This window comes from Dermacoccus sp. BD5 (assembly GCF_044878485.1).
Taxonomy (GTDB): domain Bacteria; phylum Actinomycetota; class Actinomycetes; order Actinomycetales; family Dermatophilaceae; genus Dermacoccus; species Dermacoccus nishinomiyaensis.
In genome coordinates, this window is record NZ_JANJER010000011.1 from 54,583 (window position 1) to 70,400 (window position 15,818).

Here is a 15,818-nt window from a genome sequence, read left to right on the forward strand (position 1 = left end):
ATTGAAAGGCCTTGCATGTCAACGCTTTTCAGCGATTATCATCTGCTCGACGCGTTGTGGATGACGATCAAGCTGACCCTCGTGGCCGCCGTGGGCTCCCTCGTCCTCGGCACGCTCGTCGCCGTCCTGCGCATGTCGCCGGTGCCGATGCTGCGCTTCCTCGGCACGTCCTACATCAACATCTTCCGCAACACTCCTCTGACGCTCATCATCCTGTCGTGCAACCTCGTGCTGTGGGCCAAGCTCGGCGTCGAGCTCGCGGACAGCAAGAGCCCCGACTTCTTCACGACGAACAACTTCCGCCTGGCGGTGCTCGGCCTGACGGTGTACCACGCCGCCTACGTCTGCGAGGCGCTGCGTTCCGGCGTCAACACGATCCCGCTCGGGCAGGCCGAGGCCGCGCGTTCGATCGGGCTCACGTTCAGCCAGTCACTGCGTGAGGTCATCCTGCCGCAGGCGTTCCGCGGCGCGATCGTCCCCCTCGGCAACGCGCTCATCGCGCTGACGAAGAACACCACGGTCGCCGTCGTCATCGGCGTCATGGAGATGGCCGCGATGCTGGCGAAGGTGACCGAGGACGACCCGGGCCTGCTCAACCAGGCGTTCTCCGCCTCGGCCCTCGCCTTCGTGGCACTGACCCTGCCGACGGGTCTGCTCGTCGGCTACCTCGGCAAGAAACTGGCGGTGAAGCGATGAGTAGCGGAGTTCTCTTCGACGCCCCGGGCCCGAAGGCCCGCCGGCGACACGCCGTCCTGACGGTGCTCGGCGCCCTCGTCCTTCTCGGCCTGCTGTGGCTCGTCTACCGCCGTCTCGACGACAAGGGCCAGCTCACCTCGGCCATGTGGAAGCCGTTCCTCGAGGCCTCGACGTGGCAGGACTACATCCTGCCGGGCCTGCTCGGCACGTTGAAGGCCGCCGGCACCGCCATGATCGGCGCCGCCGTCTTCGGCATCGTCTTCGCGATGGCCCGCATGTCGCATGTGCGGCCCCTGCGGTGGGTCGCCGGCGTCATCGTCGAGCTGGGCCGCGCCGTGCCCGTGTTGCTCATGATGCTGTTCGTCTACGGCTGGCTCTCGACCCGCGGTGACAACGACAACAACCCGTTCATCGCGACGGTCGTCGCCCTCGTCATCTACAACGGTGCGGTCGTCGCCGAGGTCATCCGCTCCGGCGTCGACCAGCTGCCGAACGGGCAGCGTGAGGGGGGTCTGTCCGTCGGTCTGACACAGACGCAGACCCTGCGCTCGATCCTGCTGCCGCAGGCGATCACCGCGATGATGCCGACGCTCATCAGCCAGCTCGTCGTCGTGCTCAAGGACACCGCGCTGGGGTACAACGTGCTCTACGGCGAGATGCTCTACAAGGCCAAGAACGCCGCGGTCTCGTCGGCGAACATCGTGCCGATGATCTTCGTCGTGGCGCTCATCTACATCGCGCTCAACTACACGATCTCGAAGATCGCCGTCCTCGTCGAGAAGCGCCTGCAGAACCGCGGGCAGGCAGCCGGCGCGGGCGAACACGGCGACGGGCCGGGCGCGGGCGTGACCGCCGGGGTCGCCGTCACCGGCGCCCCGGGCGTCAACTTCGGCGAGCAACACACGACCTGACGTTCGCGCACACGACGCGGGGGCCTCGACCATGATCGGTAGAGGCCCCCGCGTCGTGTTGCGTCAGGACGCGCTCAGCGGCGCACGAGCCGCCACAGCATGCGAGAACCGCCCCGTATCATGGTGATACGAGGCGGTTCTCGGTGATGCTCCCCCACTTGGACTCGAACCAAGAACCCTCCGATTAACAGTCGAATGCTCTGCCAATTGAGCTATAGGGGAATGCTCGACCCAGCGGTTCAGGCTCTCACCCGAACGTTTGGCGCGCCGTAACTATAGCAAAGGTTCGACGCGCGTTCACAATCGCAGCCTTGCGCTCGCCCGGGGCACCTATCTCAGACCGGCCTCGCGCAGCGCGTTGAGCTGCGTCTGCAACTGGAACAGGCGCGCACTCGCTGCACGGGAGGCGTCTGCGTAACCCGGCGCGTTCGGGTCGAGCCGGCGAAGCTGCCCCATGGCATCGGCGATCGCCGAGCTGAGCGCGCCCTCCTGCACGTTCTGGATGAGCGCCGCGACATAACGCTCATCCGGGCGGCCCGTCGCCTCGTCGAGTTTCGTCGGCAGGTCACGGACGACGAGCTCGTTGAGCACGTCATGCAGCTGCGGGTCGGTGCCGCGCCGCACGGCCTCGTTCCACGCCCCGATCGACGCCACGGAACCCGGTCCGCCGGCCCCGATCGCCGCCGCCAGGATGAGCTGGTGCGCCGGCGCGCTGAAGTCCCCCGGTACGAGCTGATCGAACACGGTGCCCTTCAACGACTCCGGGTACTGCAGCATCACCTGCAACAGCTGCCGCTCCCCCGCGATCGACGGATCACGCGGGTTCGGCTTCGGGATGCTCGGACGCTGCGGCTCAGCGGCCTCCGACACGCTCTGGCCCTCGCGCTGCCCACCGCCGGGGCCCGACGATGGCTGCTGAGAACCCTGCCGCGATGCGGCCGGCGACTCCTCCCGCCGCGGCGGGCGTCGCTCGCTCAGCTTGCCGCGCGGCGCGGTGCGCACGGCTGCGCTGAGCTGCTCGATCTCGACTCCGATCCACCCGGCGACCGTGCGCACGTACTCGGGCCGCAGCGTCTGGTCACGGATGCCGGCGATGATGGGGGCCACCGCGCGCATGGCGGCGACGCGCCCCTCCGCGTGGTCGAGGTCGAACCCCGCGATCGTCGTGCGCACGGCGAACTCGAACATCGGCACCGCGTCTTCGATGAGACCGCGCACCGCCTCATCGCCCTGGCGCAGGCGCAGGTCGCACGGGTCCATCCCGTCCTTCGCGACGGCGACGAACGACTGGCTCGCCCAGCGCTGATCCTCGTCGAACGCCTTCATCGCCGCCTTCTGGCCGGCGGCGTCACCGTCGAACGTGAAGATGACGCGCGCGGGGGTGCCCCCGGCCTCGTCACGCATGATGCGACGCAACGACTTGATGTGATCCACGCCGAACGCCGTGCCACACGTCGCGACGGCATTGTCGACGCCCGCGAGGTGCGCGGCCATGACGTCGGTGTAGCCCTCGACGACGACAGCGCGTCGCTCGCGCGCGATCGTCTTCTTCGCGAGGTCCAACCCGTACAGGACGTGGGTCTTCTTGTAGACCGGCGTCTCGCTCGTGTTGAGGTACTTCGCCTCGATGCGGTCGTCTTCGAAGATGCGGCGCGCGCCGAAGCCGACGGTGTCGCCCGTGATGTCGCGGATCGGCCAGACGACGCGGCCACGGAACCGGTCGTAGAGGCCCCGCGACGACTGACCGACGAGCCCGGCAGTCGTCATCTCCTCGGGGCTGAAACCCTTGGCGCGCAGGTGCGCCGTCAGCGCGTCGCCGGTGCGTGGCGCGAAGCCGACGCCGAAGTGCTGCGCGGCCTTGCCGTCGAAACCCTTGGCGCGCAGGAAATCCCGCCCGGCGCGGGCAGACGGGTCGCGAAGCAGCGCCTCGGTGTAGAACTCCTCCGCCACGCGGTGCGCCTCGACGAGCCGCATGCGCCGCCCCGGCGGCTCACGGTCGGGCCGCTCGCCCTCCTCGTAACGCAGCACCATCCCGGCCTTCGCGGCGAGGCGCTCGACGGACTCGGTGAACGACAGGTGCTCGGTCTCCATGACGAACGAGATGACGTCACCCGACTGACCGCACCCGAAACAGTGATAGACACCGACGGCGGGACGCACGGTGAAGCTCGGCGTCTTCTCGTCGTGGAACGGGCACAACCCCTTGAGCGAACCGGCGCCCGCGCGCCGCAGCGTCACGTGCTCGGAGACGACGTCCTCGATGTTGACGCGATCCTTCACGGCAGCGATGTCCTCTGCCTTGATCAGCCCCGCCACGTCACTCCTTCCCACCTCACGCGATGCCCGGCCACGGCCGGCTCGGCACGCACCGTCAGTGTAGGCGCGGCCACCGACAACCCCATCCGATCGTCACGACGGGGCGTGCGCCGCCTCCGCGAGCGCTCGCCCGTCCGTCAACGACGCGACCTGGTCGATGACGACGCGGAGCACGCCGGCATCGTCGGCCGCGGCGCGCGCGTCGTCGAGAAAAGGTACGTCCATGCGCTCGGGATCAGCGACGAGACGGGCGACGAGTGACTCGACGACCTCGCGCTGCACCCGGTGCTGCGCCTCGCGTGCCTGCGTGAACATGACGAAGTGCGCCGACATTCCCTTGAGGACCGCGACCTGTGCACGCACGTCGTCGGGCACGACGAGCACAGCGTCGTACCGCGCGAGCGGCTGGTGGCCGTACGCGGCGCGCGTGGCGTCCTCGGGTGCCGCTGCGAAACGGCCGATGAGCTTGCTCGTCATGTCCTTCAACGCCGCCAGATCGCGGCGCGAACCGACGAACGATGCCGGCAGGTCGTCGTGCAGCAGGGCGTCGAAGGCCTCCGCGAGCGCGTCATCACTCAGATCGGGCGCGTACCGGGCGCGCGCCGCGGCGATGACGCCGGCACGCTCAGCCGGCGAGCGCAACGCCCGCAACTCCAGCGCACCGGCCGCGACGGCGTCCTCGATGTCATGGACGCTGTAGGCGACGTCGTCGGCCCAGTCCATGACCTGCGCCTCGAGGCACGTGCGTGCCGGCGCCTCGGTGCGCACGAACGCGAAGACGTCCGCGTCGTCTTCGTAGACACCGAACTTCGTGGTGCCCGCCGGGCCCTCGCCACGGCGCCACGGGTACTTCGTCGCCGCATCCAGCGTCGCGCGCGTGAGATTGAGCCCGACGGAGCGCCCTCCCGAGGTGTGCCGCTTCGCCTCGAGGCGCGTCAGCAGCCGGAAGGTCTGCGCGTTGCCCTCGAACCCGCCGATGTCGGCCGCGAGCGCGTCGAGCACGCTCTCGCCGAAGTGCCCGAACGGCGGGTGGCCGATGTCGTGCGCGAGACATGCGGCGTCGACGACGTCCGAGTTGCAACCGAGCGCGTCCGCGAGTTCGCGCCCGATCTGCGCGACCTCGAGCGAGTGCGTCAACCGGTTGCGCACGAAGTCGTCCGTCCCGGCCTGCCACACCTGCGTCTTCGTCGACAGCCTCCGCAGCGAGGCGCTGTGCACGATGCGCGCTCGATCGCGCGCGAAGTCGTCACGATCACTGCGCTTGCGGGTGCGATCCTCCGCGACGAAGCGCTCCCGATCGCGCGCCGCGTACGTGCTCAGCGAAGCACCTCGAGCTGCGTGCGTAGGTCGCGTGCCCAGTCGGCGAGCCAGTCGCGCTGCATCTCGTTCCAGGCATCGGCGACGAAGTCGCTCGGGAACATGATGCTCGACTCGTCCGGCAGCGACAGCCCGATGTCGCGGCCCTCGGCGTCCGTGATGACCCGCCACTCGAGCACCGTCTCCAGGGTCAACCACTGCCCCAGCGCGAAGCCGATCATCGCGACGAACGGCGTCGGATCCTCGCGCTCGGTCTCGTCCTGCGCGATGACCCGGTCGACGTAACTCTCGTACGCCGCGTCGATCGTCGCGACGTCGGTGACGTCTATGTTCCAGCGCGCCGCGTCATCGAGCCAGCCGTCGAGAACGGTCTGCTCGGCCTCGCCGACGGGTTCGACGATGATGTCGGCCATCAGCTCGCCACCGCCGCGTAGCGCTTCGCCGCGCGGGCGCGCGCCTTGCTCGCCTCGACCTCGCGGTCCTTGGGCGGCGCGCTCGTCACGAGAGAGTCGATCAGCTCGCGCGAGGCCTGCGCGATGACGTCGACGGCGCGCTCGTAGGCGGCTTCGTTGGCGCTCGACGGCTTGGCCGAGCCGCCGATCTTGCGCACGTACTGCAGGGCTGCGGCACGCACCTCCTCGTCAGTCGCGGGGGGCGCGAAGTTGTTGAGCGGGCGGATGTTGCGGCACATGCCTAAAGCGTGCCACACGACGCCGACAACAGCCGTCGCATCGGGCGCCACGCCGGGCCCCGGCTCGCTACGCTGACAGCATGACGCACCTGCCGCACCCGCTCGTGTCAGCTCACCGACTCGCCGCACGCCTAGAAGCCGGCGAACGCTTCCACCTGCTCGACGTGCGGTGGGCGCTCGGGCAGCCCTCGATGCACGAGGCGTACCTGCACGCACACCTGCCCGGCGCCTGCTGGGTTGAGTTCGAGGACGCCCTCAGCGACGCGGTCAGCGACGACGGCGCGGGCGGGCGTCATCCGATGCCGTCGCTCGATCGGTTCCAGGACGCGATGCGCGCCGCCGGCGTCCGCAACGATGTGCCCGTCGTTGTCTACGACGCCGCGAACGGCCTCGCCGCGGCCCGCTGCTGGTGGTTGCTGCGCTATTTCGGCAAGCTCGACGTGCAGGTGCTCGACGGCGGTCTCGCCGCGTGGAAGCAGGCCGGCGGGGCGCTCGAGGGGGGCGATCCGACGCCAACGCAACGCGGTGACTTCATCGCGACGCCCCGCCACCTCACTCTCGTCGATGCCGACGGCGCGGAGGAGCTCGCCGCGCGTCACCTGCTCGTCGACGCCCGCCCCGCCGACCGCTTCGCCGGCCAGAACGAGACGATCGACCCGGTCGCCGGGCACATCCCCGGCGCCGTCAACATCCCGGCGCTGAGCAACATCGGCGCCGACGGCTGCTTTCTCACGAGCGACGACCTCGCCACGCGCTTCACCGCGCGTGGCATCCCACGTCATGAACGCGTCGGGGTCTACTGCGGCTCCGGCGTGCAGGCCGCGCATCTCGCGCTCGCGCTCGAGGTGAGCGGCGTGTTCGACGACCCGGCGGTCTACATCGGGTCGTGGTCGGACTGGATCAGCGACCCCGAACGACCCGTCGAACGCGACTGAACCGAGCCGTCGCGCCCCTCGGCGATCTCGCACCCTTCGCTGCCCCACCCGTGACAGACGCGAACGGCCGGCCCCCGCTCGTGCAGGGGCCGGCCGTTCGTCGTGTCAGCGTGGGTCAGCCGCGCTTGGGCAGACCCAGCTTCGTGTCAGCCTCGGCCTCGAGTTCGAGCGCGCGGTGGGGGTCGCTCGCAACGTCGGTGCCGAGCATCGGGATGACGCTGCGCAGCTCGTTCTCCCAACGCTCCCACTCGTCCTTGAACGACGAACGCAGGATGTCGAGCGCGATCGGGACGGCGGTCGACGCACCCGGCGACGCGCCGAGCACACCCGCGATCGTGCCGTTCGCGGAGGTGATCACCTCGGTGCCGAACTGCAGCGTGCCCTTCGTGCCCGAGCTGGGCTTGATGATCTGCGCGCGCTGGCCGGCGGTGAACAGCCTCCAGTCGTCCGAGACGGCCGTCGGCGCGAAGTCGTGCAACGCCTCGATGCGCTTGGCCTGGTTCGCGAGCAGATCCTGCGCGAGCACCTTCGTCAGGCCGAGGTTCTCGAGGCCGGCGGTCGCGATCGGCAGCACGTTGTCGGTGCGCAGCGACTGGAAGAGGTCGAGAACCGAGCCCTCCTTGAGGAACTTCGGCACGAGACCGGCGAACGGGCCGAACAGCGCGGTGCGCTGGCCGTCGATGATGCGTGCGTCGAGGTGCGGCATCGACATGGGCGGCGCGCCCTCGGCGGCCTTGCCGTACACCTTCGTCTGGTGCTTGGCGGTGACGGCCGGGTTCTCGGTCGACAGGAACGTGCCGGAGACGGGGAACAAACCGTAGCCCTTCACCTCGGGCACCCCGGCCTTGCGCAGCAGCTTGAGCGTGTAACCGCCCGCGCCGAGCATGAGCACCTTGGTGCGCACGACGCGCGTCGCGCCGTCCCGCAGGTTCTTGACGGTGACGTTCCACGAGCCGTCGGCATTGCGCTCGATGTCGGTGACCTCGTGCTTGAGCTCGAGTGCGCCGCCGCGGGCGACGAAGTCCTCGAACAGCTGACGGGTGACGGCGCCGAAGTCGACGTCGGTGCCGCTCGGGGCGTAGGTCGCGGCGATCTTCTCACCGGCCGGGCGGCCCTCGATGAGCAGCGGCGACCACTGCTCGATCTGGCCGTAGTCCTCCGAGTGCTCCATGTCGTGGAAGAACGGGTGCTCGCTCATGAGGCGGAAGCGCTCGCGCAGGAACTTCTGGTTCGCATCGCCGCGCACGAACGCCATGTGCGGCGTGTTGTTGATGAACGTCGACGGCTCACGCATCGCGCCCTCGGTGACGAGGGAACCCCAGAACGTCTTCGTCGTGAGGAACTGGCCGTTGATCGCGATGGCCTTCGAGATGTTGACGCTGCCGTCGGCCGCCTCGGGCGTGTAGTTGAGCTCGCACAGCGCGGCGTGGCCGGTGCCCGCGTTGTTCCAGCCGTTCGAGCTCTCGAGGGCGACCTCGTCGAGACGTTCGAAGACGGTGAGCGACCACTCGGGGTGCACCCGCTGGATCATGGCACCGAGCGTCGCGCTGACGATGCCGCCGCCGACGAGCAGGACGTCGACGGAATCGGATGCGCTCTTCGCGCCCTCCACGTTGTTCACCACATGCCCCTTACGCGCTGATGTGTCGTGTTGCTGGCGCGCCGCATCGCGACGCTTTGTTCTCCACGGTAGTCCTCCTGGATGCCGAGCGTGCAACGGGGCGATGAACTACCGGGGTGCTGTGATCCGTGACACGCCTGGCGTGTCAGCCTCCGGAGTTCTCCGCCTCCGCCTCGGCCACCCAGGCGGCCTGTTCGGCGGTGAGCTCCTGCGTGTCGAGCCACCCGTCGGGCAGGACGACGCGTCGCTCGCTGCCCGCGCGACCGCGCGGCCCGTCCGCCGCAGCGCCGGGCCACGGGGCGTCGAGGTCGAGCCCGGCGACGAGGTCGTCGAGCGCGGCGAGGGAGTCGACGAGCGCGAGCTGATGACGCAGCTGCGAGCCGACCGGAAAGCCCTTGAAGTACCAGGCGATGTGCTTGCGGATGTCGCGGCAGCCCTTGAGCTCGTCGTCGTGGAACTCGACGAGGTACTCCGCGTGGCGGCGCAACGTCGCGCAGACCTCACCGAGCGTCGGGTCGACGCGGGCGTCGGAACCGGCGAAGGCCGCGGCGAGGTCGGTGAACAGCCAGGGCCGTCCGAGGCAGCCGCGCCCGACGACGACGCCGTCGCAGCCTGTCTCGGCGACCATGCGCATGGCATCCTCGGCCGACCAGATGTCACCGTTTCCGAGCACCGGGATGCTCGTCACGGTCTCCTTGAGGGTGCGGATCGCCGACCAGTCCGCGTGGCCCGAGTACGCCTGTGCGGCCGTGCGGGCGTGCAGCGCGACGGCCGCGACGCCCTCACCCTCGGCGATGCGCGCCGCCTCGAGGTAGGTGAGGTGATCGGTGTCGATGCCCTTGCGCATCTTGACGGTGACGGGGATGTCGTACGGGCTCGCCTCGCGCACGACGGCGCTGACGATGCCGCGGAACAGCTCGGTCTTCCATGGCAGCGCGGAACCGCCGCCCTTGCGCGTCACCTTGGGCACCGGGCAGCCGAAGTTGAGGTCGATGTGGTCCGCACGGCCCTCCGAGGCGAGGATGCGCGCCGCCTTGCCGGCGTTGAGCGGGTCGGTGCAGTAGAGCTGGATGGAGCGCGGGTTCTCGTCGGGGTCGGTCTCGATGAGCTTCATCGTGAGCGGAACGCGCTCGACGAGGGCGCGCGAGGTGATCATCTCGCTGACGTAGAGCGACGTCGCGCCGCTCGCACCCGCGGCGACGGAGCCGTCATTGCCGTACTGACGACACAGGCGCCGGAACGCACGGTTGGTGATGCCCGCCATCGGCGCGAGTACGACGGGCGAGGTGATGGTGTGCCGTCCGATCTGCAGCGGCGGCAGCGCCGACGGGTCGCGCACGAGCGCACCCGGCGCGGGAGGGGCTTCGAGAACAGTCATCGCCTTCCAGTGTCCCACTCGCGCGCAAGGCGGGCGACTTGACGACTGAAGCGGCACCCGGCCCGCGCCCACTACCCTGGTGCCGTGTCACGCAACGAACCACGACCCGAAGTCTCCGTCAGCACGAGCCGCGCGAAGGCCATGCACGCCTCCGACCCGGCGATCGGGGCGCTGGCGCGCCTGCCGCAGTGGGTCATCCTCGCTGTCCTCGCCGTCCTCATGATCGTCGGCATCGCGGTGCGCGGCGTCGTCGGAGCCGTCGCGTTCGGCCTCGTCACCGCCTTCCTCGCCTGGCTGCTGTACCTGTCGTGGCAGCAGCTGCGCCCGCTCGACCGCCTCGCGCGCGCCGCCGTCATCGTGCTGACGCTGGGCGTGACGATCGTGCTGGCGTTCCCGAGGTAACCCCATGTTTTGACAATGATTCTCACTTTGAGTGAGAATCATTGTCATGTTCATGCGTCGCTCGTTCACCGTTGCTCTCACCGCCGCCCTGGGGCTCGGCGTCACCGCCTGCGGCTCCGAGAACGGGCGCACCGACGACGGCCGCGTCCAGACACTGGCGAGCTTCTATCCGATGCAGTACGCGCTCGAACGCATCGGCGGACCAGACGTCACCGTCAAGAACCTGACGAAGGCCGGCCAGGAGCCGCACGACGTCGAGCTCACGCCCCGCCAGGTCGCCTCCGTCGCGGACGCCCGCCTCATCGTCTACGCGAAGGGCTTCCAGGCCAGCGTCGACGACGCCGTCGCCTCGAGCGCCAAGGCCGGGCGCGCACTCGACGTCTCGCCGCAGGCCGACCTCGACCTCACAGCCGAAGAGGAGGGCCACCATGACGAGAGCGAGCACGAGCACGCTTCCCATGCCGGCGGTTCCGACCCGCACTTCTGGCTCGACCCGGTGCGCTACAAGGCCGTCGTCCAGGCGATCGGTGACCGGCTCGCCAAGGACGACCCCGAGCACGCCGACGGATACCACACGCGCACCGCGTCACTCGTCAAGGATCTCGATGCCCTCGATGCCGAGTACCGTGGCGGCCTCGCTCACTGCACGAACCGGACGATCGTGACCGGCCACGAGGCGTTCGCCTACCTCGCGGCACGATATGGGCTGACGCAGCGCGGCGCGTCGGGTGTCTCCCCCGAGGCCGAGCCGACGCCGGCGCAGCTGTCGTCGATCAGCGATTACGTGAAGAAGAACAAGGTGACGACGATCTACGCTGAGACCCTCGTCTCGCCGAAGGTGGCTCAGACCATCGCCTCCCAGACCGGCGCCCGCGTCGACGTCCTCGACCCGATCGAAGGGTTGACGGACGCGAGCAAGGGCAGCGACTACCTCGCCGTGATGAGATCCAACCTCGCCACATTGAAGAAGGGCCAGGGCTGCTCGTGAGCGTCTCCCCCATCCTGCGACTGCGCGACGCCGCGTTCGGCTACGACGGCCGCGCGGTCGTCAGCGGTGTCTCGCTCGAGGTGAACCCCGGCGAGATCATCGCGGTTCTCGGGCCGAACGGCTCCGGCAAGTCGACGCTGATGCGCGGCATCCTCGGCCTCAACGACCACGTCAGCGGGCAGGTCGAGCTGTTCGGCACGCCCGCATCTTCGTTCAAGGCGCGCACGCGCATCGGCTACGTGCCGCAGCGGCACACGCTGTCGGCGTCGGTGCGCGCGACGGTGGAAGAGGTCGTCGAGGTGGGTCGCCTGCCGCATCGGCCCTGGTACCGACGCGCGGACGCCGAGGATCGCCGGCTCGTCACCGCGGCCCTCGCCGAGGTCGGGCTCGCCGATCGCTCCCGCGACGACGTCGCCACCCTCTCCGGGGGTCAGCACCGACGCGTCCTCATCGCCCGCGCGCTGGCCGCGCAGCCCGACATCCTCGTCATGGACGAGCCGACGGCCGGCGTCGACACCGCCAGTCAGGAGGTACTCGCCGAGGTGCTCGAGCGCCTCGCCGCGAGTGGCGTGACGATGATCATCGTCACGCACGAGATCGAGGCGCTGCACGGCATCGTCACGCGCATCGTCGAGGTCGCGCACGGCGCCGTGACGTTCGACGGACCGCCCGCGCGCTACGGCGAGCGCGTCAGCGCGTCGCTCGGTGGGGTGTCGCTCGGCGGCCACGACCACCACGCCGAGGACCTGCCGCACCACGCGCCGGGCTACGCGCGCGGACCCTTCGACGACGCCAGGTTCGCGCCCGATCACGGGCGATTCAGGGAGGGGGATCGTCGTGGCTGAGTCGCTCGCTACGTGTTCTGATGGGGCGCCCGTGCGTCCCGTCGCTCCCTTCCACGCTCTGATCGGAGGCCACCGTGGGTGACCTGTTCGTCCTCGAGGCGATGCGATACGCGTTCGTCGCCGCGCTGCTCGTCGGGGCGGCCGCGCCGTCCGTCGGGGTGTTCCTCGTGCAACGACGGCTGTCGCTCATCGGTGACGGCATCGGCCACGTCGCGCTCGCCGGCGTCGCGATCGGGGTGCTCCTGCACGCCTCGCCGATCCTGACGGCGCTCATCGCGGCCGTCGTCGCGGCGTGCATCATCGAGTTCATCCGCCTGCGCGGGACGACGAACGCCGACGTCGCCCTCGCCGTCATGTTCTACGGCGGTATCGCGGCGGGCGTCGTACTGCTCTCACGCGCCGACAACGCGGGGCAGACGTCGATCAGTCAGTACCTGTTCGGCTCGATCCTCACGACGACGAGCGACCAGCTGTGGCAGTTCGGCGCGCTCGCCCTCGTCGCCGTCGGCGCGACGACGGTGCTGCGCAAGCGCCTGTTCGCCGTCGCCAACGACGAGGAGTACGCGCGGGCCGTGGGGCTGCCCGTCGTGCCGCTCAATCTGCTGCTGTCGATTCTGACGTCGGTGACGGTCGTGTTGTCGATGCGCGTCATCGGCCTGTTGCTCATCTCGGCGCTCATGATCCTGCCCAACGCGACGGGCCAGCTGATCGGTCGTAGCTTCCGTCAGACGACGGCCGCAGCCGTCGTCGTGGGCTGCCTCAGCGGTGCGCTGGGCGTCACCAGCGCGTACTACCTCGACACCCCGCCCGGCGGTACCGTCGTGCTCGCGGCGATCGCGCTGTTCCTGCTCGCGTCGTTCGTGGCGATGACCGTGCACGCCGTGCGCGCTCGTCAGGCGCGACGGGTGGCGCACCACGCGCACGAGCACCGGCAGGGCTGCGGGCACCCGTCCGTCCCTCACGGCGACCACGTCGACTACCTTCACGACGGTGAGTTCCACGCGCCGCACGGCGACCACTGGGACGCCCACCGACCCGCCGTCGAGACCTCGAAAGGCACGCATGATGCGGTGTGACAGCGCAGGACGCTTCGAGCTTCGACGAGTCTGGACGGATGTCCGATGAGTGCGCGCAAACCGACACGCCAGCAGCGCGCCGTCGCCGAGAGGCTCGACGGCTGCGGCGAGTTCTGCTCCGCGCAGGATCTGCACGCGAAGCTGCGCGCCGACGGTGAGACGATCGGCCTCGCAACGGTGTACCGCACCCTGCAGGCGCTCGCCGGGGACGGCACCGTCGACGTGCTGCGCACCGACGACGGTGAAGCCGTCTACCGCAGCTGCTCCCCCACGCACCACCATCACCTCGTGTGCCGACGGTGCGGACGCACCGTCGAGGTCGAGGGCCCGACGGTCGAACGCTGGGCCTCCGGCATCGCCGCCGAGCACGGCTTCACCGCCGTCAGCCACCAGCTCGAGATCTTCGGGCTGTGTCGCGCGTGCAGTCAGGACGCCGCCGCTGCCTCTGCTTCCGCCCCCTCTGACGCGGGGCCTTGAGTCGCCCGAAGCGTTGCGGCGGGTTCTCCCGTCAGGACCGCACCGAATGTCTCGACGGCACTGACCCTGCCGCATGGCGACGGCGCAAACACCTCACGAAGGCGCCGTCTCCACCGTGTCACGGCGGCTCTAACGCGTCACGGCGGCACTGAATACCATGACGGCACTGCCCCGGACTCCGGTCTCGAGGGGTGAATCAGGCGACGCGGCCGGCATCTGACACCACTGCGAAACTGCGTCCCTCTGTGCGCTTTTCGTCCACCTTCGTAAATCGCAGGGGGGCCGGGTCAGTCGATGAGGCCGTCGTCCTCGTAGATGCCGCCGCCGTCAGCGTCGGGGTCCCCCATGAGCAGCGGGTCGTAGGACGGCTTGGGCTTCGACGCCGCCCGAGCTGCCGCCGCAGCGTCGTCAGCAGCCTGCTGAGCGGCGACCGCGTCGACGGCTCCGCCATAGCGACGGTCGCGCCGGGCGTAGATGTCGACGGCCTCCCACAGCTTGCGACGGTCGAAGTCGGGCCACAGCGTGTCGAGGAAGACCATCTCGGCATAGGCGCTCTGCCACAGCTGGAAGTTGCTCGTCCGCTGCTCGCCGGAGCTGCGCACGAACAGGTCGACGTCCGGCAGATCCGGCGCGTAGAGGTAGCTCTGGATCGTCTTCTCCGTGATCTTCTTCGGGTTCAACCGGCCGGCCGCGACGTCGTCAGCGAGCGAGCGTGTGGCATCGACGAGCTCTGCGCGCCCGCCGTAGTTGACGCACATCTGCAGGGTGCAGACGGTGTTGTTCTTCGTCCGCTCCTGGGCGACTTCGAGCTCGCGCACGACAGAACGCCACAGCCGCGGCTTGCGCCCCGACCAGATGACGCGCACGCCCCATGAGTCGAGCAGGTCGACGCGACGACGGATCGTGTCGCGGTTGAAGCCCATGAGGAAGCGCACCTCCTCCGGCGAACGGCGCCAGTTCTCCGTCGAGAACGCGTAGGCGCTGATGTTCTTGACGCCGAGTTCGATGCAGCCGGCGACGACGTCGATCAGCATCGCCTCACCCGCCTCGTGGCCCTTCGTGCGCGGCAGACCGCGCTCGTTGGCCCAACGCCCGTTGCCGTCCATGACCATCGCGATGTGCTGCGGCACCAGCTCAGCAGGAATCGCGGGCGGCGTGGCGCCGCTGGGGTGCGGGTCGGGTGAGATCGGCACGGGCGTCGTCCTTCGGGTCGTGATTCTTGTCGTCGTGCTGCGTGACGTAGGTGTCCCGACGTCTCGGTGAGGACAGTCTCTCAGGACGCCGGGTGCGCGTCGTGCGTCGCAGGCTCGGCGGGTGTCGCGGGTGGGGTCGAGCGAGCGACGACGGTGTAGTCGCCGCGATCGACGTGCCTGAGCGAGCGCACGCCGTGTTCGAGGTGCCATTGGACGTATGCGGCGATGAGGTTGCTCGACTGTCGACGCGCGTCGTCGCTCGTCGCGGCGACGGCGTTCCAGTGGCCGCGCAGCAGGGCGTCCATGAGGACGAACGTCTCGGGCATCGGCGCGGTCGATCCGGGCGGGCGGCACTGCGGGCAGACGGCGCCACCGACGGCGAGGTTGAACGCACGCTGCGGGCCGGGGTCGCCGCAGCCGGCGCAGTCGATGAAGCTCGGCGTCCACCCGGCCGTCGCGACGGAACGCACGAGGTAGGCGTCGAGTACGAGATGCGCGGGGATCTGACGCTGCGCGAGCGCTGCGAGCGCCCCGGCGAGAAGGTTGAAGTGGGCCACGACGCGGTCGGAATCCTCGCAGAGCCGGTCTGCCGTCTCGAGCATCGCGGCACACGCGGTGTAGGAGGGATAGTCCTGCGCGATGGCGTCGCCGTAGGAGGCGAGGAGGTCGACCTGAGTGACGACGTCGAGGTTGCGCCCCTCGTGCAGCTGGATGTCGACGACCATGCCCGGCTCGAGACGCGCCCCGAACTTCGACTTCGTCTTGCGCACGCCCTTCGCGACGGCGCGCTTCTTGCCGTGATTGCGCGTCAGCATCGTGATGATGCGATCGGCCTCCCCCAGCTTGTGGGTGCGCAGCACGATGGCGGCGTCACGGTAGAGGGGAGGCATGTCTCCATTGTCTCGCGGTTGCCTGCGTCAGCGATAGCGGGCCCGCGTCTCGTCCGCTGACGGCGCAACTCGCCGGGCGGAT

Annotated in this window: 16 protein-coding genes and 1 tRNA gene; 8 read left to right on the plus strand and 9 right to left on the minus strand. The window is 69.5% G+C overall.

Annotation, left to right across the window (positions count from 1 at the left end; translation table 11 throughout):
- The first annotated feature begins 15 nt into the window (after positions 1-15).
- Both NQ706_RS09700 and NQ706_RS09705 read left to right on the plus strand, forming a co-directional pair.
- Positions 16-696, plus strand: coding sequence for an amino acid ABC transporter permease (locus NQ706_RS09700; protein ID WP_038568646.1), 681 nt, complete (start codon positions 16-18; stop codon positions 694-696).
- Entirely contained in the window at positions 693-1,607 is a 915-nt protein-coding gene (locus NQ706_RS09705; protein WP_038568648.1) for an amino acid ABC transporter permease, read from the plus strand. Before NQ706_RS09700 ends, NQ706_RS09705 begins: the two co-directional genes overlap by 4 nt.
- A 149-nt stretch (positions 1,608-1,756) precedes the next feature.
- On the opposite strand, the gene NQ706_RS09710 is transcribed toward NQ706_RS09705, so the two are convergent.
- From NQ706_RS09710 to NQ706_RS09730, 5 genes are all read right to left on the minus strand, one after another.
- Positions 1,757-1,829 (minus strand) — tRNA-Asn (locus NQ706_RS09710).
- A gap of 108 nt (positions 1,830-1,937) precedes the next feature.
- Positions 1,938-3,923 carry a DNA primase gene (gene dnaG / locus NQ706_RS09715; RefSeq protein ID WP_038568650.1) on the minus strand — a complete coding sequence of 662 codons (1,986 nt, stop codon included), beginning with the start codon at positions 3,921-3,923 and terminating at the stop codon, positions 1,938-1,940.
- A gap of 93 nt (positions 3,924-4,016) precedes the next feature.
- Positions 4,017-5,282: a deoxyguanosinetriphosphate triphosphohydrolase gene (locus tag NQ706_RS09720; RefSeq protein WP_369815077.1), complete on the minus strand. Its 1,266-nt coding sequence runs from the start codon at positions 5,280-5,282 to the stop codon at positions 4,017-4,019.
- A complete protein-coding gene (locus NQ706_RS09725; protein ID WP_006944331.1) occupies positions 5,240-5,653 on the minus strand; it encodes a DUF3806 domain-containing protein in 414 nt (137 codons plus the stop codon). Before NQ706_RS09725 ends, NQ706_RS09720 begins: the two co-directional genes overlap by 43 nt.
- A complete protein-coding gene (locus NQ706_RS09730) occupies positions 5,653-5,931 on the minus strand; it encodes a DUF2277 domain-containing protein (RefSeq protein ID WP_038568652.1) in 279 nt (92 codons plus the stop codon). The genes NQ706_RS09725 and NQ706_RS09730 overlap by 1 nt, the downstream gene beginning before the upstream one ends.
- An 80-nt stretch (positions 5,932-6,011) precedes the next feature.
- Here NQ706_RS09730 and NQ706_RS09735 point away from each other — a divergent pair, with 80 nt between their 5' ends.
- Entirely contained in the window at positions 6,012-6,866 is an 855-nt protein-coding gene (locus NQ706_RS09735; RefSeq protein ID WP_006944323.1) for a sulfurtransferase, read from the plus strand.
- Between the two features lie 115 nt (positions 6,867-6,981).
- Here NQ706_RS09735 and mqo read toward each other — a convergent pair whose 3' ends face one another.
- Together mqo and dusB are read right to left on the minus strand one after the other, a co-directional pair.
- Positions 6,982-8,478 (minus strand): malate dehydrogenase (quinone), encoded by a 1,497-nt coding sequence (gene mqo / locus NQ706_RS09740; protein WP_404360842.1) that lies wholly within the window; start codon positions 8,476-8,478, stop codon positions 6,982-6,984.
- A gap of 154 nt (positions 8,479-8,632) precedes the next feature.
- A complete protein-coding gene (gene dusB / locus NQ706_RS09745) occupies positions 8,633-9,865 on the minus strand; it encodes a tRNA dihydrouridine synthase DusB (RefSeq protein ID WP_404360827.1) in 1,233 nt (410 codons plus the stop codon).
- A gap of 84 nt (positions 9,866-9,949) precedes the next feature.
- Between dusB and NQ706_RS09750 the strand changes: the two genes are divergently transcribed.
- The 5 genes from NQ706_RS09750 to NQ706_RS09770 all read left to right on the plus strand — a co-directional run bounded on the left by NQ706_RS09750 (position 9,950) and on the right by NQ706_RS09770 (position 13,653).
- On the plus strand, positions 9,950-10,267 hold the full coding sequence (locus NQ706_RS09750; RefSeq protein WP_006944183.1) for a DUF6703 family protein: 318 nt from the start codon (positions 9,950-9,952) through the stop codon (positions 10,265-10,267).
- Positions 10,268-10,313: 46 nt separating this feature from the next.
- Positions 10,314-11,255, plus strand: coding sequence for a metal ABC transporter substrate-binding protein (locus tag NQ706_RS09755; RefSeq protein ID WP_038568656.1), 942 nt, complete (start codon positions 10,314-10,316; stop codon positions 11,253-11,255).
- The gene (locus tag NQ706_RS09760) at positions 11,252-12,100 is read left to right on the plus strand and encodes a metal ABC transporter ATP-binding protein (RefSeq protein WP_038568658.1); all 849 of its coding nucleotides are present in this window, start codon (positions 11,252-11,254) and stop codon (positions 12,098-12,100) included. Before NQ706_RS09755 ends, NQ706_RS09760 begins: the two co-directional genes overlap by 4 nt.
- Before the next feature lie 74 nt (positions 12,101-12,174).
- Complete coding sequence (locus NQ706_RS09765; protein ID WP_006944160.1) at positions 12,175-13,176, plus strand: metal ABC transporter permease; 1,002 nt, start codon at positions 12,175-12,177, stop codon at positions 13,174-13,176.
- Positions 13,177-13,221: 45 nt separating this feature from the next.
- Positions 13,222-13,653 carry a Fur family transcriptional regulator gene (locus NQ706_RS09770; RefSeq protein ID WP_006944276.1) on the plus strand — a complete coding sequence of 144 codons (432 nt, stop codon included), beginning with the start codon at positions 13,222-13,224 and terminating at the stop codon, positions 13,651-13,653.
- 287 nt (positions 13,654-13,940) lie between these two features.
- On the opposite strand, the gene NQ706_RS09775 is transcribed toward NQ706_RS09770, so the two are convergent.
- The gene (locus tag NQ706_RS09775; protein WP_404360844.1) at positions 13,941-14,870 is read right to left on the minus strand and encodes an isoprenyl transferase; all 930 of its coding nucleotides are present in this window, start codon (positions 14,868-14,870) and stop codon (positions 13,941-13,943) included.
- A 56-nt stretch (positions 14,871-14,926) separates the two neighbouring features.
- Positions 14,927-15,736, minus strand: coding sequence for a DNA repair protein RecO (recO, locus tag NQ706_RS09780; protein WP_038568662.1), 810 nt, complete (start codon positions 15,734-15,736; stop codon positions 14,927-14,929).
- Between the last annotated feature and the right edge of the window lie 82 nt (positions 15,737-15,818).